Raw genomic sequence first — 15,142 nt, 5'->3', positions numbered from 1 at the left:
CACGGACGCACGATTGTGTCCGATTCGCCTGTGGCGACGGGCACTTCGGACCGCCCCCGGCCGTTCACCAAACGACGGCCGGGGGCGGTACCGTTCGGTAGGGAGCGGGGCCGGGCCCCGCTGCCAGCGCCAATGGCCATGGACGACGAGACGGAGTGGCACCGGATGCAGCACGCAGTGGGTTCTCCGCTGCCGCCGCCCCACCAGCCGGGACACGGCTGGTCGCCGGCCGCGCACCACCCCGGAGCGCAGGGAGCACCGCAGGGGTCCGCACCGCACCAGGGGCCCGCCCCCGTGCCCCCACCACCCTCGGCGCCGGGCTTCGCACCCCCGGGACCCGCGGCGCCCGCCCCGCAGCACGGCGGTTACGGCCCGCCGGCGCCCGAGTCCACCGGCCATGTGCCGCTGCCGCCCGGCGGCCCCGTCGCCATGCCGAGCGCCCCGCCCGCCATCACGGCCCCCGACCCGGCGTCCACGACCCTCGCGGTGCTGCTCATCGGCCCGGCCGGAGCGGGCAAGACGAGCGTCGCCAAGTACTGGGCGGACCACCGCAGGGTCCCCACCGCGCACATCAGCCTCGACGACGTCCGCGAATGGGTCCGCTCGGGCTTCGCCGACCCCCAGTCCGGCTGGAACGACCACTCCGAGGCCCAGTACCGCCTCGCCCGCCGCACCTGCGGCTTCGCCGCGCGCAACTTCCTGGCCAACGGGATCTCCTGCATCCTCGACGACGCGGTCTTCCCCGACCGCCCCGTCGTCGGCCTCGGCGGCTGGAAGCGGCACGTGGGCCCCGGGCTCCTGCCGGTCGTCCTCCTCCCGGGCCTGGAGATCGTCCTGGAGCGCAACGCGGAGCGCTCGGGCAACCGCCGCCTCACCGACGAGGAGGTCGCCCGCATCCACGGCCGCATGGCCGGCTGGTACGGCTCGGGCCTCCCCATCATCGACAACTCCCAACTGGACGTCCCCCAGACAGCCCAGCTCCTCGACGAGGTCCTGGCCCGCTCCATCGCCAGCCCCCCACCCTGGTGACCAGCCACCGACAACCCCGAACGAAACCCTGAGCCCCACCCCCGAAGGGGCGCGGGGAACTGCGCGCTCAACCCCCACCGGCGGAAGGCCACCCGGCGAGGCCCGCCACCCCCATGAGGGGCGCGGGGAACTGCGCGAACACCCCCCACCGGCGGAAGGTCATCCGACGAGGCCCGCCACCTCATGAGGGGCGCGGGGAACGGCGCGCTCAACCCCCACCGACGGAAGGCCACCCGGCGACATCCGCCACCCCCTCAGGGGCGCGGGGAACTGCGCGAGCACCCCCACCGGCCAGGAGGCCACACACGACGGTCACCCCTCGAAGCCGCAGGGAACCGCCCACTCAGCGGCCCCCAACCGGCGCCAACCCCGCGGAGCTCTTACGCTCGGGTCATGTCAGAGGTGTACGCCACCCGCCGCTCCCGCCTGAGGGACCGCTGCCAAGCCAGCGGCAGCGCCACCGCGCTGCTCTCCCGCCCCGCCAACGTCCGCTACCTCGCGGGCGCCGCCCCGCGGGGCGCCGTGCTGCTCCTCGGCAAGACCGACGACCTGCTCGTGTGCGCCGAGCCTCCCGACGAGCGCCCGCACGAGGGCCGCCCCGACGAGGCGCTGCTGATCCACACCCTCGCCCGCCCCGGCGGTGACGCCGCCGTAGCCGCCGCCGGCCTCGCCGCGACCCAGGGTGCCGACTCGCTGGCCGTGGAGGAGCACCACCTCACCGTGGCCCGGCACCGGGCCGTCCAGTCGGCGGCGCCACAGCTGCGCCTCGCCGGCATCGGCACGGCCGTGGAACAGCTCCGGGTCGTCAAGGACGAGGAGGAGATCTCCTGTCTCCGGATCGGCGCGGAGATCGCCGACCAGGCCCTCGGCGAACTCCTCGAGTCCATCCTCGTAGGCCGCACCGAACGCCACCTCGCGCTGGAACTGGAGCGCCGTCTCGTCGACCACGGTGCCGACGGCCCCGCCTTCCCCACGGCCGTCGCCACCGGCCCCCACTCCGGCCGCCGTGCGCACCGGCCCACCGACCGCAGGGTCGAGGAGGGCGATTTCCTCTCCGTCTGCCTGGGCGCGACGTACCGCGGCTACCGCTGCGAGATCGGCCGTACCTTCGTGATCGGCACGTCTCCCGCGGACTGGCAGATCGAGCTGTACGACCTCGTCTTCGCCGCTCAGCGGGCCGGACGGGAGAGTCTGACGCCGGGCACCGCCTACCGTGACGTGGACCGGGCCGCCCGCCAGGTCCTGGACTCCGCCGGGCATCATGAGGGCCTGCCGTCGCTCATGGGCCACGGTGTCGGACTCGAAATCGACGAGGACCCGCAGTTGGCCCCCTCGGCCATGGGTAAACTGGACGCTTGCGTGCCGGTCACCGTCGAACCGGGGGTCCACCTCCCGGGCCGGGGCGGCGTCCGGATCGATGACACGCTCGTCGTCCGCCCCGAGGCGGACGGCGGACCCGAGCTACTCACCATCACGACCAAGGAGCTGCTCGCCCTGTAGGCAGGTGCGTGCGCCGGGGTCGTCCACGTCAGTCCAGGAGATTCCGCAACCGTGGCTTCCACGAACGACCTCAAGAACGGCATGGTGCTCAAGCTCGAAGGCGGCCAGCTCTGGTCCGTCGTCGAGTTCCAGCACGTCAAGCCCGGCAAGGGCCCGGCCTTCGTGCGCACCAAGCTCAAGAACGTGCTGTCCGGGAAGGTCGTCGACAAGACCTTCAACGCCGGCGTGAAGGTCGAGACGGCCACCGTCGACAAGCGCGACATGCAGTTCTCCTACATGGACGGCGACTACTTCGTCTTCATGGACATGGAGACCTACGACCAGCTCATGGTCGACCGCAAGGCCGTCGGCGACGCCGCCAACTTCCTGGTCGAGGGCTTCACCGCCACCGTCGCGCAGCACGAGGGCGAGGTGCTCTTCGTCGAGCTGCCGGCCGCCGTCGAGCTGACGATCCAGGAGACCGAGCCGGGCGTCCAGGGCGACCGCTCCACCGGTGGCACCAAGCCCGCCACCCTGGAGACCGGCCACCAGATCCAGGTCCCGCTCTTCATCACCACCGGTGAGAAGATCAAGGTCGACACCCGCACGAGCGACTACCTCGGCCGGGTGAACAGCTAACCGTGGCTGCCCGCAACACGGCCCGTAAGCGCGCCTTCCAGATCCTCTTCGAGGGCGACCAGCGCGGCGTCGGCGTCCTCACCGTCCTCGCGGACTGGGTCCGGCTCTCCCGGGAGGACACCCGGCAGCCGCCGGTCAGCGAGTACACGATGCAGCTGGTCGAGGGGTACGCGGAGCGCGCCCGGCGGATCGACGAGCTGATCGCGCAGTACTCGGTCGGCTGGACGCTCGACCGCATGCCGGTGGTGGACCGGAACATCCTGCGCCTCGGCGCGTACGAACTGATCTGGGTCGACGAGACGCCGGACGCGGTCGTGCTGGATGAGATGGTCCAGCTGGCGAAGGAGTTCTCCACGGACGAGTCGCCGTCGTTCGTGAACGGCCTGCTCGGCCGGTTCAAGGACCTGAAGCCCTCGCTGCGTCGCGAGGACGCGTAGGTCCCGGATCAGGCGGACATGCCGAAGGGCCCGCAGCACGCGCGCTGCGGGCCCTTCGGCATGTCCGGGTCACATGACCCCCGGATGGCCCCCTCCGGGCCGCAGAAAGCCGCCGGGGCGCCCGGAACCGTTCGGTTCCGGCCACCCCGGCGGCACGTTTCTGCTGAGAGAACCCAACCCAGGGGACGTGCTCAGCTCTCCTCGGCGTGGGAGACCGCGCGGCGCGCGTCCGCGTCGAGGACACCCCAGCTGATCAGCTGCTCCGTGAGGACCGAGGGGGACTGGTCGTAGATGACGGCGAGTGTGCGCAGGTCGTCCTGGCGGATCGACAGCACCTTGCCGTTGTAGTCACCGCGCTGCGACTGGATCGTCGCCGCGTACCGCTGGAGCGGACCCGCCTTCTCGGCCGGCACGTGGGCCAGCCGCTCCAGGTCCAGGACCAGCTTCGGCGGCGGCTCGGCGGCCCCGCCCGGCGTCGTCCCCGGCAGCAGCTCCTGCACCGGCACGCCGTAGAAATCCGCCAGCTCTGCGAGCCGCTGCACGGTCACGGCGCGGTCGCCGCGCTCGTACGAACCGACCACGACGGCCTTCCAGCGTCCCTGGGACTTCTCCTCGACACCGTGGAGGGAAAGGCCCTGCTGGGTGCGGATGGCCCGGAGCTTGGCCCCGAGCTGTTTGGCGTATTCGCTGGACATATGGCTCCCCGGCACTGGGTCGACGCGACTGGGCTGGCTTCCCTGCCGCGCGGTTGGTAACTCACTGTGAGGTTACGCAGCGTTACTCTCGTGCGTCAAGCCGAATGGTCCACACCGACGCTTCCGCTTCCGCCGTGGCCGATTGGGCCAGGGGGGTGACAGGGGGTGTACCGGCGGCCTGCTACCGTGGATGGCGCAAACCAGACGTCCTTTAAGGTCCGTCCCGTGAGGCGGAGAAGGAGGTCCCTTTCGTATGGACAGGCAGCAGGACACCTCAGCGTCCGACGCCCGGCCCGTGCTTGAAGGCCCTGACATCGCGCGGGTGTTGACCCGCATCGCCCACGAGATCGTCGAACGCGCCAAGGGCGCAGACGACGTGGTGCTCCTCGGCATCCCCACCCGGGGCGTCTTCCTCGCCCGGCGGCTCGCCGCCAAGCTGGAGGAGATCACCGAGCGCAAGATCCCGGTCGGTTCGCTCGACATCACCATGTACCGGGACGATCTGCGCATGCACCCGCCGCGTGCGCTGGCCCGCACCGAGATCCCCGGTGACGGCCTCGACGGCCGCCTCGTCGTCCTCGTCGACGACGTCCTCTTCTCCGGCCGTACCATCCGCGCCGCCCTCGACGCCCTGAACGACATCGGCCGCCCGCGCGCGGTCCAGCTCGCCGTTCTCGTCGACCGCGGCCATCGCGAGCTCCCCATCAGGGCCGACTACGTCGGCAAGAACCTCCCCACGTCGTTGCGGGAGACGGTCAAGGTCCAGCTCGCCGAGGAGGACGGTCGCGACACCGTGCTGCTCGGTGCCAAGCAGACCCCCCAGTAGCGCCGGACGGCGTACGGCGCCGCCGTACGCCCGCCCAGTGCGCCCAGGCGCACCCGTCTGCCCGAAATCCTTCATGAACTGCCTTACGGAGCCTGACAGATGCAGCGTCATCTCATCTCGGCCGCCGACCTCACCCGTGACGACGCCGTCCTGATCCTCGACACCGCCGAGGAGATGGCCCGGGTCGCCGACCGGCCGATCAAGAAGCTGCCGACCCTGCGCGGCCGCACCGTCGTCAACCTCTTCTTCGAGGACTCCACGCGCACGCGCATCTCCTTCGAGGCCGCCGAGAAGCGCCTGTCCGCGGACGTCATCAACTTCAGCGCCAAGGGCTCCAGCGTGTCCAAGGGCGAGTCCCTGAAGGACACCGCCCAGACCCTGGAGGCCATGGGCGTGGACGCCGTCGTCATCCGGCACGGGGCCTCCGGGGCGCCGTACCGCCTGGCCACCTCCGGCTGGATCGACGCCCACGTCATCAACGCCGGCGACGGCACCCACCAGCACCCGACCCAGGCCCTGCTCGACGCCTTCACGATGCGGCGCCGGCTCGTCGGCCGGGACGCCGGGCTCGGCCGTGACCTCGACGGGCGGCGCATCACGATCGTCGGCGACGTCCTGCACAGCCGGGTCGCCCGCTCCAACGTCGACCTGCTGCACACGCTCGGCGCCGAGGTCACCCTGGTCGCCCCGCCCACCCTGGTGCCGGTCGGCGTCGAGACCTGGCCCTGCGAGGTGTCGTACGACCTCGACGCCGTGCTCCCCAAGTCGGACGCCGTGATGATGCTGCGCGTGCAGCGCGAGCGCATGAACGCCGCCTTCTTCCCGACCGAGCGCGAGTACTCGCGGCGCTACGGCCTCGACGGCGACCGCATGGCCCGGATGCCGGAGCACGCCATCGTGATGCACCCCGGCCCGATGGTCCGCGGCATGGAGATCACCGCGGAGGTCGCCGACTCCGACCGCTGCACCGTCGTCGAGCAGGTCGCAAACGGAGTCTCCATCCGCATGGCCGTGCTCTACCTGCTGCTCGGCGGCAACGAGCCGGCCGTCACCCACACCCGCACCGAGGAGAAGTGAAGAAGATGAGCAAGACCCTGATCCGTGGTGCGAAGGTGCTCGGCGGCGAGCCGCAGGACGTGCTGATCGACGGCGGGACCATCGCCGAGGTCGGCACCGGCCTGAGCGCCGAGGGCGCCGAGGTCGTCGAGGCCGGCGGCAAGGTGCTCCTGCCGGGCCTGGTCGACCTGCACACCCATCTGCGCGAGCCCGGCCGCGAGGACTCCGAGACCGTCCTGACCGGCACCCGCGCGGCGGCCTCCGGCGGCTACACGGCCGTCTTCGCCATGGCCAACACCTTCCCCGTCGCCGACACCGCCGGCGTGGTCGAGCAGGTCTACCGGCTCGGCCAGGAGCACGGCTACTGCGACGTGCAGCCCATCGGCGCCGTCACCGTCGGCCTGGAGGGCAGGAAGCTCGCCGAGCTCGGCGCCATGCACGAGTCGGCCGCCGGCGTCACCGTCTTCTCCGACGACGGCAAGTGCGTCGACGACGCCGTGATCATGCGCCGCGCCCTGGAGTACGTGAAGGCCTTCGGCGGCGTCGTCGCCCAGCACGCGCAGGAGCCCCGGCTGACCGAGGGCGCCCAGATGAACGAGGGCGTCGTCTCCGCCGAGCTGGGCCTCGGCGGCTGGCCGGCGGTGGCCGAGGAGTCGATCATCGCCCGGGACGTCCTGCTCGCCGAGCACGTCGGCTCCCGCGTCCACATCTGCCACCTGTCGACCGCCGGCTCCGTCGAGATCGTCCGCTGGGCCAAGTCCCGGGGCATCGACGTCACCGCCGAGGTCACCCCGCACCACCTCCTCCTCACCGACGAGCTGGTGCGCACCTACAACCCGGTCTACAAGGTGAACCCGCCGCTGCGCACCGAGCGGGACGTGCTGGCGCTGCGCGAGGCGCTCGCCGACGGCACGATCGACATCGTCGCCACGGACCACGCCCCGCACCCGCACGAGGACAAGGACTGCGAGTGGGCTGCCGCCGCCATGGGCATGGTCGGCCTGGAGACCGCGCTGTCGGTGGTGCAGGAGACCATGGTGGACACCGGGCTCCTCACCTGGGCCGGGGTCGCCGAGCGCATGTCCGTGAAGCCCGCCGAGATCGGGCAGGCCAAGGGCCACGGCCGGCCCGTCTCGGCTGGTGAGCCCGCCAACCTCACGCTCGTCGACACGGCATACCGTGGGTCCGTGGACCCCGCGGGCTTCGCCTCGCGCAGCCGGAACACCCCGTACGAGGGGCGTGAGCTGCCGGGCCGTGTCACGCACACCTGGCTCCGGGGCAAGGCCACGCTCGTCGACGGGAAGCTCACGTGACACCTGCAACACTCCTCGCAGCCGGATTCGCCGCGGACCAGAAGTCGGCCGAGGTCACCGACTGGGCGGCCCGCGTCGGCTGGGTCGTCGGACTCGGCCTCTTCGTGGCGCTCGTCTACTGGCTGATGCGCGAGGGCTGGAAGTGGCGCGGCACGCTCCAGAGCGACCTGCCCGCGCTGCCCAGCGCGCCGGACGACCCGGGCCCGGCGAGACTGAGCATGAGCGGCCGCTATCACGGCTCCACCACCGCCGGTCAGTGGCTGGACCGCATCGTGGCGCACGGCCTGGGCACCCGCAGCCGGGCCGAGCTCACCCTGACGGACGCGGGACTGGACGTCGTACGCCCCGGCGCGGCTGACTTCTTCGTCCCCGTGGACCGGCTGCGCGGGGCCCGGCTCGACAAGGGCATCGCCGGCAAGGTCCTCACGGAGGGCGGCCTGCTCGTGGTGACCTGGGCGCACGGCGACCGGCTGATCGACTCCGGGTTCCGCTCGGACCACGCGGCGGAGCACACCGCGTGGGTCGACGCCCTCAACTCCATGACCAACGACACCAGCACGGAAGGCGCCGAACGATGACCACCTCCACAAGGGGAGCCGGCAAGGTTCCCGCGGTACTCGTCCTGGAGGACGGCCGGATCTTCCGCGGCCGCGCCTACGGGGCCGTGGGGGTGACCTTCGGCGAGGCCGTGTTCTCCACCGGCATGACCGGCTACCAGGAGACCCTGACCGACCCGTCGTACCACCGCCAGGTGGTCGTGATGACCGCCCCGCACGTCGGCAACACCGGCGTCAACGACGAGGACCCCGAGAGCAAGCGCATCTGGGTCGCCGGGTACGTCGTCCGCGACCCCGCCCGCACCCCGTCCAACTGGCGCTCCCGCCGCTCCCTGGACGACGAGCTGCGCGCCCAGGGCGTCGTCGGCATCTCCGGCATCGACACCCGCGCCCTCACCCGCCACCTGCGCGAGCGCGGCGCCATGCGCGTCGGCATCTTCTCCGGCAACGCCCTGCCCGACGAGGGCACCATGCTCGCCGAGGTCCGCCAGGCCCCCGAGATGGAGGGCGCCGACCTCGCCGCCGAGGTCGCCACCAAGGAGGCGTACGTCGTCCCCGCGATCGGCGAGAAGAAGTTCACCGTCGCCGCCGTCGACCTCGGGATCAAGGGCATGACCCCGCACCGGATGGCAGAGCGCGGCATCGAGGTGCACGTGCTGCCCGCCACGGCCACCGTCGAGGACGTCTACGCCGTCAACCCGGACGGTGTCTTCTTCTCCAACGGCCCCGGGGACCCGGCCACGGCCGACCACGCCGTCTCCGTCATGCGGGGCGTGCTGGAGCGCAAGACGCCGCTCTTCGGCATCTGCTTCGGCAACCAGATCCTGGGCCGCGCGCTGGGCTTCGGCACGTACAAGCTCAAGTACGGTCACCGCGGCATCAACCAGCCGGTGCAGGACCGTACGACCGGCAAGGTCGAGGTCACCGCGCACAATCACGGCTTCGCCGTCGACGCCCCGCTCGACAAGGTCTCCGACACCCCCTACGGCCGCGCCGAGGTCTCCCACGTCTGCCTGAACGACAACGTGGTGGAGGGGCTCCAGCTGCTCGACCAGCCGGCCTTCAGCGTCCAGTACCACCCCGAAGCCGCAGCCGGTCCGCACGACGCCGCGTACCTGTTCGACCGCTTCACCTCTCTGATGAACACAGTCCTGATGGAGGGCCAGCGTGCCTAAGCGCACCGATATCCAGTCCGTCCTGGTCATCGGCTCCGGCCCGATCGTCATCGGCCAGGCCGCCGAGTTCGACTACTCCGGCACGCAGGCGTGCCGCGTGCTCAAGGCCGAGGGCCTGCGCGTCATCCTGGTCAACTCCAACCCGGCGACGATCATGACCGACCCGGAGATCGCCGACGCCACGTACGTCGAGCCGATCACGCCGGAGTTCGTCGAGAAGATCATCGCCAAGGAGCGCCCGGACGCGCTGCTCCCGACCCTGGGCGGCCAGACCGCCCTCAACACGGCCATCTCGCTGCACGAGGCCGGCACCCTGGAGAAGTACGGCGTCGAGCTGATCGGCGCCAACGTCGAGGCCATCAACAAGGGCGAGGACCGCGACCTCTTCAAGGAGGTCGTCGAGGAGGTCCGCAAGAAGATCGGGCACGGCGAGTCCGCCCGCTCGGTGATCTGCCACTCCATGGACGACGTCCTCGCCGGCGTCGAGACCCTCGGCGGCTACCCGGTCGTCGTCCGCCCGTCCTTCACCATGGGCGGCGCCGGCTCCGGCTTCGCGCACGACGAGGAGGAGCTGCGCCGCATCGCCGGCCAGGGCCTCACGCTCTCCCCGACCACCGAGGTGCTCCTGGAGGAGTCCATCCTCGGCTGGAAGGAGTACGAGCTGGAGCTGATGCGCGACAAGCACGACAACGTCGTGGTCGTCTGCTCCATCGAGAACTTCGACCCGATGGGCGTGCACACCGGCGACTCCATCACCGTCGCCCCGGCGATGACGCTCACCGACCGCGAGTACCAGACCCTGCGGGACGTCGGCATCGCCGTGATCCGCGAGGTCGGCGTCGACACCGGCGGCTGCAACATCCAGTTCGCGGTGAACCCCGAGGACGGCCGGGTCATCGTCATCGAGATGAACCCGCGCGTGTCCCGCTCGTCGGCGCTCGCGTCCAAGGCGACCGGCTTCCCCATCGCCAAGATCGCCGCCAAGCTGGCCGTCGGCTACACGCTCGACGAGATCCCGAACGACATCACGCAGGAGACCCCGGCCTCCTTCGAGCCGACCCTCGACTACGTGGTCGTGAAGGCCCCGCGCTTCGCCTTCGAGAAGTTCCCGAGCGCCGACTCCACCCTCACCACCACCATGAAGTCGGTCGGCGAGGCCATGGCCATCGGCCGCAACTTCACCGAGGCGTTCCAGAAGGCGCTGCGCTCGCTGGAGAAGAAGGGCAGCCAGTTCACCTTCGTCGGCGAGCCCGGCGACAAGGACGAGCTGCTGCGCGAGGCGGTCCGGCCCACCGACGGCCGTATCAACGCGGTCATGGGGGCCATCCGCGCGGGCGCCACGCCCGAGGAGGTGTTCGACGCCACGAAGATCGACCCGTGGTTCGTCGACCAGCTCTTCCTCATCAAGGAGATCGCCGACGAGCTGGGCGCGGCCGCCGAGCTGACCCCGGACCTGCTGGCCGAGGCCAAGCGGCACGGCTTCTCCGACGTGCAGATCGCCGAGATCCGCGGCCTGCGCGAGGACGTCGTCCGCGAGGTGCGGCACGCGCTCGGCATCCGCCCGGTCTACAAGACGGTCGACACCTGCGCCGCCGAGTTCGCCGCGAAGACCCCGTACTTCTACTCGTCCTACGACGAGGAGACCGAGGTCGCGCCGCGCGAGAAGCCGGCCGTCATCATCCTGGGCTCCGGCCCCAACCGCATCGGTCAGGGCATCGAGTTCGACTACTCCTGCGTCCACGCCTCCTTCGCGCTCAGCGACGCCGGCTACGAGACCGTGATGGTCAACTGCAACCCGGAGACCGTCTCCACGGACTACGACACCTCCGACCGGCTGTACTTCGAGCCGCTGACGCTGGAGGACGTGCTGGAGATCGTCCACGCCGAGCGGCAGGCCGGCCCGGTCGCCGGTGTGGTGGTCCAGCTCGGCGGGCAGACCCCGCTGGGCCTGTCGCAGGCGCTGAAGGACAACGGCGTGCCGATCGTCGGCACGTCCCCCGAGGCCATCCACGCCGCCGAGGACCGCGGGGCGTTCGGCCGCGTCCTCGCCGAGGCGGGCCTGCCCGCCCCGAAGCACGGCACCGCCACCACCTTCGCCGAGGCCAAGGCCATCGCCGACGAGATCGGCTACCCGGTCCTGGTGCGCCCGTCGTACGTCCTCGGCGGTCGCGGCATGGAGATCGTCTACGACGAGACCCGGCTGGAGTCCTACATCGCCGAGTCCACCGAGATCAGCCCGTCCCGGCCGGTCCTGGTCGACCGGTTCCTCGACGACGCCATCGAGATCGACGTCGACGCCCTGTACGACGGCACCGAGCTCTACCTCGGCGGCGTCATGGAGCACATCGAGGAGGCCGGCATCCACTCCGGCGACTCGGCGTGCGCGCTGCCGCCGATCACGCTGGGCGGCTTCGACATCAAGCGCCTGCGCGCCTCCACCGAGGCCATCGCCAAGGGCGTCGGGGTGCGCGGCCTGATCAACATCCAGTTCGCGATGGCCGGGGACATCCTGTACGTCCTGGAGGCCAACCCGCGCGCGTCCCGTACGGTCCCCTTCACCTCGAAGGCGACCGCGGTGCCGCTGGCCAAGGCCGCCGCCCGGATCTCCCTGGGCGCGACCATCGCCGAGCTGCGCGCCGAGGGCCTGCTCCCGGCGAACGGCGACGGCGGCGAGCTGCCGCTCGACGCGCCGATCTCCGTCAAGGAGGCCGTCATGCCGTGGTCGCGCTTCCGCGACATCCACGGGCGCGGCGTCGACACGGTCCTCGGCCCGGAGATGCGCTCCACCGGCGAGGTCATGGGCATCGACAGCGTCTTCGGCACGGCGTACGCCAAGTCGCAGGCCGGCGCGTACGGCCCGCTGCCCACCAAGGGCCGCGCGTTCATCTCGGTCGCCAACCGCGACAAGCGCTCGATGATCTTCCCGGCGCGCGAGCTGGTCGCCCACGGCTTCGAGCTGATGGCCACCTCCGGCACCGCCGAGGTCCTCAAGCGCAACGGCATCAACGCCACCGTCGTGCGCAAGCAGTCCGAGGGCACCGGCCCGAACGGTGAGAAGACCATCGTCCAGCTCATCCACGACGGCGAGGTCGACCTCATCGTCAACACCCCGTACGGCACCGGCGGCCGCCTCGACGGCTACGAGATCCGTACGGCGGCCGTGGCGCGCTCGGTGCCGTGCCTGACGACGGTCCAGGCGCTCGCCGCCGCCGTCCAGGGCATCGACGCCCTCAACCACGGGGACGTGGGCGTCCGCTCGCTCCAGGAACACGCCGAACACCTGACCGCGGCCCGCGACTAGCAGCCGACGAGGGGGACACCGGGAACGGTGTCCCCCTCTTCATGAGGGAATCATGTACAAGATCTTCTTCACCTGCTTCTTCCAGCGGATGGACCCGGAGCAGGCCCACCACCTGGCCTTCCGGTGGATCCGCCTCGCCGCCCGCATTCCCGTCCTGCGCACCTTCGTCGCCGCCGCGCTCGCGCCCCGTTACAAGGAGCTGCGCACCGAGGCCCTGGGGCTGCGCATGCACGGCCCGTTCGGGCTGGCCGCGGGCTTCGACAAGAACGCCGTCGCGATCGACGGCATGGCGATGACCGGCTTCGACCACGTCGAGATCGGCACGGTCACCGGGGAGCCCCAGCCGGGCAACCCCAAGAAGCGGCTGTTCCGGCTCGTGCCGGACCGCGCGCTGATCAACCGCATGGGGTTCAACAACGACGGCTCGCTGGCCGTGGCCGCCCGTCTGGCGTCCCGTACGCCGGTCTTCCGGACCGTCGTGGGCGTCAACATCGGCAAGACCAAGGTCGTGCCCGAGGCCGAGGCCGTCGGCGACTACGTGAAGTCGGCCGAGCGGCTGGCGCCGTACGCCGACTACCTGGTGGTCAACGTCTCGTCGCCCAACACCCCCGGTCTGCGCAACCTGCAGGCCACCGAGTCGCTGCGGCCCCTGCTGACGGCCGTGCGCGAGGCCGCCGACCGTGTGGTGCCCGCCCGCCGGGTGCCGCTGCTCGTCAAGATCGCGCCGGACCTGGCCGACGAGGACGTGGACGCCGTGGCCGACCTCGCCGTCGAGCTGGGCCTGGACGGCATCATCGCGACGAACACCACCATCGCGCGCGAGGGACTCGGCCTGACGTCCGACCCCGCCCTGGTCGAGGAGACGGGCGGGCTCTCCGGAGCGCCGCTGAAGGCACGCTCGCTGGAGGTGCTCAGGCGCCTGTACGCGCGCGTGGGCGACCGGATCACCCTCGTGGGCGTCGGCGGCATCGAGAACGCCGAGGACGCCTGGCAGCGCATCCTGGCGGGCGCCACCCTGGTCCAGGGCTACAGCGCCTTCGTCTACGAGGGCCCCTTCTGGGCCCGCGCCATCCACAAGGGCCTCGCCGCGCGCCTGCGCACCAGCCCGTACGCCACCCTCGCCGACGCGGTCGGCGCCGACGTGAGGAAGACGGTATGACCGAGCCCTTCGGCAGTCGACTGCGCCGTGCGATGGACGAGCGCGGCCCCCTGTGCGTGGGCATCGACCCGCACGCCTCCCTGCTCGCCGAGTGGGGCCTTAACGACGACGTGGCCGGCCTGGAGCGGTTCAGCCGCACGGTCGTCGAGGCGACGGCCGACCGGGTCGCCGTGCTCAAGCCGCAGAGCGCGTTCTTCGAGCGCTTCGGCTCCCGCGGGGTCGCGGTCCTGGAGAAGTCGGTGGAGGAGGCGCGGGCGGCCGGCGCGCTCGTCGTCATGGACGCCAAGCGCGGCGACATCGGCTCCACGATGGCCGCGTACGCGGAGTCCTTCCTGCGCAAGGACGCGCCGCTGTTCTCCGACGCGCTGACCGTCTCGCCGTACCTCGGCTACGGCTCGCTGTCCCCGGCGGTGGCGCTGGCCCGGGAGAGCGGCACCGGTCTGTTCGTGCTCGCCCTCACCTCCAACCCCGAGGGCGGCGAGATCCAGCACGCGGTCCGCGCGGACGGCCGGGACGTCGCCGCGACGATGCTCGCCCACCTCGCCGCGGAGAACGCGGGGGAGGAGCCGCTGGGCTCCTTCGGGGCGGTCGTCGGCGCCACGCTGGGTGACCTGTCGTCCTACGACCTCGCGATCAACGGCCCGCTGCTCGCACCCGGCATCGGCGCCCAGGGAGCCACGCCCGCGGATCTCCCCAGGGTGTTCGGTGCCGCGGTGCGCAACGTCGTCCCGAACGTCAGCCGCGGTGTGCTGCGGCACGGCCCCGACGTCGTGACCCTGCGTGACGCCGCGTCACGCTTCGCCGACGAGATCCGCGAGGCGGTCGCGGGCGCCTGAGGGCCGCCGACGGCATCGATGTCGGCCGCGCAGTCCTCCGGCGGGTGGTCCGCGGCCGACTTGAGTCTGGATACATCCTCAAATCCAGGGCAGTATGTCTTAAATGTCTGGCCTGACGGAGGCTGACCAGGACTTTTCCGCTGTTCTCGCTGACTCTTGCGGACTTGCCCGCTAGTCTCCGACGAGAGTCAGTGGGCAAGCGTGTTGCTCGTGGCTCACCAGGTGTGGGGCGACTAGGTTCCTCACCGGTCCGTATCCGACAGTTCGACATCCGAGGTGACGTAGGCGTGGCTCTTCCGCCCCTTACCCCTGAACAGCGCGCAGCCGCGCTCGAAAAGGCCGCCGCGGCTCGCCGGGAGCGGGCCGAGGTCAAGAATCGACTCAAGCACTCCGGCGCCTCCCTTCACGAGGTCATCAAGCAGGGCCAGGAGAACGACGTCATCGGCAAGATGAAGGTCTCCGCACTGCTCGAGTCCCTGCCGGGCGTGGGCAAGGTCCGCGCCAAGCAGATCATGGAGCGACTCGGCATCTCCGAGAGCCGCCGCGTGCGGGGTCTCGGCTCGAACCAGATCGCCTCCCTTGAGCGTGAGTTCGGCAGCACCGGCTCCTGAGTCCCGGCTCCCCGGGACCTCGGGTCCCG

14 protein-coding genes are annotated in these 15,142 nt (G+C 71.2%); 13 read left to right on the top strand and 1 reads right to left on the bottom strand.

Annotated features, from left to right (window positions below; all coding sequences use genetic code 11):
• Positions 1 to 165: 165 nt before the first annotated feature.
• From ADL34_RS26440 to nusB, 4 genes are all read left to right on the top strand, one after another.
• Positions 166 to 1,029: a Pro-rich N-terminal domain-containing protein gene (locus tag ADL34_RS26440; RefSeq protein WP_079034491.1), complete on the top strand. Its 864-nt coding sequence runs from the start codon at positions 166 to 168 to the stop codon at positions 1,027 to 1,029.
• Between the two features lie 393 nt (positions 1,030 to 1,422).
• Positions 1,423 to 2,529, top strand: a complete 1,107-nt coding sequence (locus ADL34_RS26435) for an aminopeptidase P family protein (RefSeq protein WP_062674309.1) — start codon at positions 1,423 to 1,425, stop codon at positions 2,527 to 2,529.
• 51 nt (positions 2,530 to 2,580) lie between these two features.
• Entirely contained in the window at positions 2,581 to 3,147 is a 567-nt protein-coding gene (gene efp / locus ADL34_RS26430; RefSeq protein ID WP_006131211.1) for an elongation factor P, read from the top strand.
• A gap of 2 nt (positions 3,148 to 3,149) precedes the next feature.
• A complete protein-coding gene (gene nusB / locus ADL34_RS26425; RefSeq protein ID WP_055623771.1) occupies positions 3,150 to 3,584 on the top strand; it encodes a transcription antitermination factor NusB in 435 nt (144 codons plus the stop codon).
• A 191-nt stretch (positions 3,585 to 3,775) separates the two neighbouring features.
• Here nusB and bldD read toward each other — a convergent pair whose 3' ends face one another.
• Positions 3,776 to 4,279 carry a transcriptional regulator BldD gene (bldD, locus tag ADL34_RS26420; RefSeq protein ID WP_004002691.1) on the bottom strand — a complete coding sequence of 168 codons (504 nt, stop codon included), beginning with the start codon at positions 4,277 to 4,279 and terminating at the stop codon, positions 3,776 to 3,778.
• 253 nt (positions 4,280 to 4,532) lie between these two features.
• Between bldD and pyrR the strand changes: the two genes are divergently transcribed.
• The 9 genes from pyrR (at position 4,533) to ADL34_RS26375 (ending at position 15,113) form a co-directional block, all read left to right on the top strand.
• On the top strand, positions 4,533 to 5,105 hold the full coding sequence (gene pyrR / locus ADL34_RS26415) for a bifunctional pyr operon transcriptional regulator/uracil phosphoribosyltransferase PyrR (protein ID WP_062674310.1): 573 nt from the start codon (positions 4,533 to 4,535) through the stop codon (positions 5,103 to 5,105).
• 99 nt (positions 5,106 to 5,204) lie between these two features.
• Positions 5,205 to 6,182, top strand: coding sequence for an aspartate carbamoyltransferase catalytic subunit (locus ADL34_RS26410; RefSeq protein WP_062674313.1), 978 nt, complete (start codon positions 5,205 to 5,207; stop codon positions 6,180 to 6,182).
• Between the two features lie 5 nt (positions 6,183 to 6,187).
• Positions 6,188 to 7,474 (top strand): dihydroorotase, encoded by a 1,287-nt coding sequence (locus tag ADL34_RS26405; protein ID WP_062674432.1) that lies wholly within the window; start codon positions 6,188 to 6,190, stop codon positions 7,472 to 7,474.
• Positions 7,471 to 8,052 (top strand): hypothetical protein, encoded by a 582-nt coding sequence (locus ADL34_RS26400; protein WP_062674315.1) that lies wholly within the window; start codon positions 7,471 to 7,473, stop codon positions 8,050 to 8,052. The genes ADL34_RS26405 and ADL34_RS26400 overlap by 4 nt, the downstream gene beginning before the upstream one ends.
• Positions 8,049 to 9,206 (top strand): glutamine-hydrolyzing carbamoyl-phosphate synthase small subunit, encoded by a 1,158-nt coding sequence (carA, locus tag ADL34_RS26395; protein ID WP_062674317.1) that lies wholly within the window; start codon positions 8,049 to 8,051, stop codon positions 9,204 to 9,206. The genes ADL34_RS26400 and carA overlap by 4 nt, the downstream gene beginning before the upstream one ends.
• Positions 9,199 to 12,507 (top strand): carbamoyl-phosphate synthase large subunit, encoded by a 3,309-nt coding sequence (carB, locus tag ADL34_RS26390; protein ID WP_062674318.1) that lies wholly within the window; start codon positions 9,199 to 9,201, stop codon positions 12,505 to 12,507. Before carA ends, carB begins: the two co-directional genes overlap by 8 nt.
• A gap of 52 nt (positions 12,508 to 12,559) precedes the next feature.
• Positions 12,560 to 13,666: a quinone-dependent dihydroorotate dehydrogenase gene (locus ADL34_RS26385; protein ID WP_062674321.1), complete on the top strand. Its 1,107-nt coding sequence runs from the start codon at positions 12,560 to 12,562 to the stop codon at positions 13,664 to 13,666.
• On the top strand, positions 13,663 to 14,502 hold the full coding sequence (gene pyrF, locus ADL34_RS26380) for an orotidine-5'-phosphate decarboxylase (RefSeq protein ID WP_062674323.1): 840 nt from the start codon (positions 13,663 to 13,665) through the stop codon (positions 14,500 to 14,502). The genes ADL34_RS26385 and pyrF overlap by 4 nt, the downstream gene beginning before the upstream one ends.
• Before the next feature lie 287 nt (positions 14,503 to 14,789).
• Positions 14,790 to 15,113 (top strand): integration host factor, encoded by a 324-nt coding sequence (locus ADL34_RS26375; protein ID WP_003977346.1) that lies wholly within the window; start codon positions 14,790 to 14,792, stop codon positions 15,111 to 15,113.
• Positions 15,114 to 15,142: the final 29 nt, after the last annotated feature.

Source organism: Streptomyces sp. NRRL WC-3605, from assembly GCF_001509795.1.
Lineage (GTDB): Bacteria > Actinomycetota > Actinomycetes > Streptomycetales > Streptomycetaceae > Streptomyces > Streptomyces viridochromogenes.
This window is presented reverse-complemented; position numbering and strand designations above follow the sequence as displayed.

What these genes read in the sequence shown, in the direction of transcription:
- ADL34_RS26440 (WP_079034491.1), top strand. Translation starts at nt 166, where the DNA reads ATGCAGCACGCAGTGGGTTCTCCGCTGCCGCCGCCCCACCAGCCGGGA.
- ADL34_RS26435 (WP_062674309.1), top strand. Translation starts at nt 1,423, where the DNA reads ATGTCAGAGGTGTACGCCACCCGCCGCTCCCGCCTGAGGGACCGCTGC.
- bldD (WP_004002691.1), bottom strand. Translation starts at nt 4,279, where the DNA reads ATGTCCAGCGAATACGCCAAACAGCTCGGGGCCAAGCTCCGGGCCATC.
- pyrR (WP_062674310.1), top strand. Translation starts at nt 4,533, where the DNA reads ATGGACAGGCAGCAGGACACCTCAGCGTCCGACGCCCGGCCCGTGCTT.
- ADL34_RS26410 (WP_062674313.1), top strand. Translation starts at nt 5,205, where the DNA reads ATGCAGCGTCATCTCATCTCGGCCGCCGACCTCACCCGTGACGACGCC.
- ADL34_RS26405 (WP_062674432.1), top strand. Translation starts at nt 6,188, where the DNA reads ATGAGCAAGACCCTGATCCGTGGTGCGAAGGTGCTCGGCGGCGAGCCG.
- carA (WP_062674317.1), top strand. Translation starts at nt 8,049, where the DNA reads ATGACCACCTCCACAAGGGGAGCCGGCAAGGTTCCCGCGGTACTCGTC.
- ADL34_RS26385 (WP_062674321.1), top strand. Translation starts at nt 12,560, where the DNA reads ATGTACAAGATCTTCTTCACCTGCTTCTTCCAGCGGATGGACCCGGAG.
- pyrF (WP_062674323.1), top strand. Translation starts at nt 13,663, where the DNA reads ATGACCGAGCCCTTCGGCAGTCGACTGCGCCGTGCGATGGACGAGCGC.